Annotated in this window: 2 protein-coding genes; one reads left to right on the top strand and one right to left on the bottom strand. The window is 48.9% G+C overall.

All coding sequences use genetic code 11. The features are described 5' to 3' along the window. A partial coding sequence (locus AOQ29_RS06430) for a DNA topoisomerase (RefSeq protein WP_061993656.1) occupies positions 1–1,411 on the top strand: 1,411 nt, incomplete at its 5' end. 54 nt (positions 1,412–1,465) lie between these two features. Here the strand turns inward: AOQ29_RS06430 and AOQ29_RS08215 are convergent. Beyond that, a partial coding sequence (locus AOQ29_RS08215; protein ID WP_242977423.1) for an AAA family ATPase occupies positions 1,466–1,989 on the bottom strand: 524 nt, incomplete at its 5' end.

The following is a 1,989-nucleotide window of genomic DNA, read 5'->3' as shown; positions in this document are numbered from 1 at the left end:
GACCCTCAAAGTTTACCAACAACTCGAAGCCATTAAAAACTACCAACGAATTCCATTCTTTGAAAACCGTTTTCAAGATGAAAACGGCCATGTTTATGCTCGCCATGTCGGTAAGGACGAAGAACCGATCTTCCGCTATGCCAGCGAGGCCGAAGCGCAAGCAGGTGAGAACTTACTGGAGACAGCTCATCCAGTCCTGACTTCCAAAAAGGAAAAGGAGACAACGCCACCAAAACTCTTGGACTTGGCTTCCTTGTCGGCCATTTTGGCCAAGAGTGGCTTTCAGGCCAAGGAAGTTTTGTCGACGTATCAAAAGCTTTATGAAGCCAAGATTGTTTCCTATCCTCGAACTGAAGATAAGACGATTACCTCGGAGCAGTTTGCCGACCTATTACCAAAGGTGGATGAAATCGCCAACTTGGTCGGTGTTGATTTGGACTTGTTAACCCACCGTCAGCCCCGGTCAACTCATGTCAAAGACCAGGGTGCCCACGGAGCCAACCGTCCCGGCCCTAAAGTACCAGCGTCTTTGTCTGGTTTGGAAAAGTTCGGTCGGTCAGCAGCGATGATCTACCAGGTTTTGGCAAAAAACTACCTAGCCATGCTAGCCGAAAACTACCGTTACCAGCAAATCAAAGCCCACTTGACCGAACTGCCTGCCTTTACCACGACGATTAATACACCAATCGCTTTGGGCTGGAAGCAGGTCTACACGGACGATGATGCCGAAGAGGAAGATAAAAACGCCAAAGGTATCGGCCAAATTGCTAACCGCTTTGTCTTTGAAGGGCAAAATAAAAAGCCAGCTGCACCAACCTGGAAATGGCTGAAAACTTTCCTGGAAAAGTACGATATCGGGACCGGTGCCACACGGACAAGTACCTATGGAGATCTGACCAGTGGCCAAAAGGCCTACATGATCGATAAAAAAGGGAAGATTACCCTGACTGATAACGGGATTGCGGCCGCTATCTTGGCGCAAGGAACCTACATCGCCAATCCGAAAACGACGAAACGAGTCTTTGACATCTTTGACCAAGTCGGTCGGTTTGAAATGACGGCCGACGAAGCACTGAATTCATTGAACATCACCGTCAACCACGACCTTCCGGTCATGGCCGAAAATGCTAAGCAACTTGTGACCGTTTTGGGTCAGCCTAAAAAGCCAAAGAAGGCCGTCGTCAAAGAAAAGACAGCTGGGGAATGGCGTGGCGAGGAAATCAAGTTTAGTAAGGAGTTTTCCGGTCATACCTTTACCGAGGCCGAAGTTCAGCAGTTATTGAATGGCGAAACGATTTCCTTTCTGGCTAAGAGCAAACGGGGCAAGGCCTATACCGCCACAGGTAAGCTAGCCAAGAAAAAGTACAAGGGTAAAACCTATGTTGGTTTTGACCTCGAGCCAAAGAAATAAAAGTTCATTCAAAAGGCGTGCATCGAATTTGATGCACGCCTTTATTTTGTCAAATTAATCCTGGAGCAGACCAAACTTCTGCAAGTGGGCCCGTAAGTACTGCAGGGTTAGGGAAGTCCCCGTCTTAGCTAAGTCGAAGGGCTGGCCCATCGCCATGATTTGACCACCCTGGTCACCACCCTTGGGACCAAGGTCAATCATGTAATCAGCATTGGTCATCAGGTTGAGGTCGTGGGTAATCAGAACAATCGTGGCCCCGGTTTCCTTGAGCTTATTCAAAACGCTTAACAAGGTTTGTATGTCTAAGGGGTGGAGGCCAATCGATGGTTCATCGAAGACGAAAAGCGTCTTGGTTTGACTCTTGTTCAGATGGGTGACTAGCTTCAGCCGTTGGGCTTCACCACCGGATAGGGCCGGAGTGGCCTCACCGAGGTGGAGGTAATCGAGACCGATTTCGGTCAGGAGGTCAAGTTGCTTTTTGATTTTCGGCTGGTCTGCGAAAACTGGCAATGCATCCTGGACAGACAAGGCTAAGGCATCCACAATCGAATACCCGTTCCAGGTGATTTTGGTGACGG

The sequence above is a fragment of the Fructobacillus ficulneus genome (genome assembly GCF_001047075.2).
GTDB classification, from domain to species: Bacteria; Bacillota; Bacilli; order Lactobacillales; family Lactobacillaceae; genus Fructobacillus; species Fructobacillus ficulneus.
This window is presented reverse-complemented; position numbering and strand designations above follow the sequence as displayed.